Origin of the sequence: Burkholderia lata (assembly GCF_902499335.1) — a bacterium.
Lineage (GTDB): Bacteria > Pseudomonadota > Gammaproteobacteria > Burkholderiales > Burkholderiaceae > Burkholderia > Burkholderia lata_B.
Genome location: NZ_CABVQK010000050.1, coordinates 1 through 1,107, shown reverse-complemented (window position 1 = coordinate 1,107; position 1,107 = coordinate 1). Strand labels below are relative to the sequence as shown.

Sequence of the window (1,107 nt, the reverse complement as noted above, 5' to 3'; positions counted from 1 at the left end):
GTTCTCTGCCATTCTGTTCTCCATACAGTCAAAAAGTTATCAAACTTCTTGCTGTACGTGGAATCGAGACAGGGTCACTCCTCGGTTGCCGCAAATTATGGCTCGAAGATGTCTACGAAAGGCTGGCCGGTCCAGGAACGACAGGAATTCCTGATGTCGATGGCGTGGCGTGCAGGTAGCAAGGACGGCGCCATTGAGCACATTCAGGGCGGCAAACAACGTCGTGGTGCCATGACGGACGTAGTCGTGAGGACGCCCTCGACGTAGCCGAAACCCATCGGCAGCATGGGTTGCGTGCGCTCGAGCGCCTGACATTGACTCTTCTCGTCCACGCACAGCACCAGAGCGTTCTCCGGTGGACTCAGGTACAGGCCAACCACATCGCGCAGTTTCTCGATGAAGAACTGATCGGTCGAGAGCTTGAAGCTTTCGCTTCGGTGCGGCTGCAGACCCAGCAGTTTGAAGTAACGGTGCACGCTCGTCGGCGAGATGGCGGTTTCGGCGGCAATCGTGCGCACACTCCAGTGAGTGGATCCATCTGCCGGCTTCGTATGCAGGGTCTTGTGAATCAGTTGGGCCAACCGCTCGTCGTCAATGGTACGCGGCTTGCCGGGACGTACTTCGTCGTAGAGTCCGTTGATTCGCTGCTCCAGAAACCGCAGACGCCATTTGCCCACCGTGGCACGCGTGAGTTGCAGGCGCTGCGCGATCGCGCTGTTGGGCTCGCCGTCAGCCGCCGCCAGCACGATGCGCGCCCGCGAGACCAGCGCAGCCGAAATCGAGCGAGAACGCGCTATCGATATCAGTTGCGAACGCTCGTCTTCGCTCAGCACCAGTTCCGCCTTCGGTCGTCCCATCGCCGTGCTGACGTCTCCCATTCCGTTGACGTCAACATGCTACGTGAACATAGACCAGTTAACAACGGAACAGGACAGTAGTTTCGCCGTACTCATCTCGGCATCATGTGCGCTACAAATCAAACGAACACGAATCGTAAGCATGATGCAGCAACTACAATCTGACGGGTCAAATTGTGCGCACGAGACTCCTGTCGATAACGTAACGAACTGCATGACCGACTCGCCAGCAGGCGCATGGAAAGCACTT

General features: G+C 57.4%; 1 pseudogene. It reads right to left on the bottom strand.

Annotated features, from left to right (window positions below):
* Positions 1-132: 132 nt before the first annotated feature.
* Positions 133-857, bottom strand: a pseudogene (locus BCO18175_RS40380) (IS630 family transposase); the annotation flags it as partial.
* Between the last annotated feature and the right edge of the window lie 250 nt (positions 858-1,107).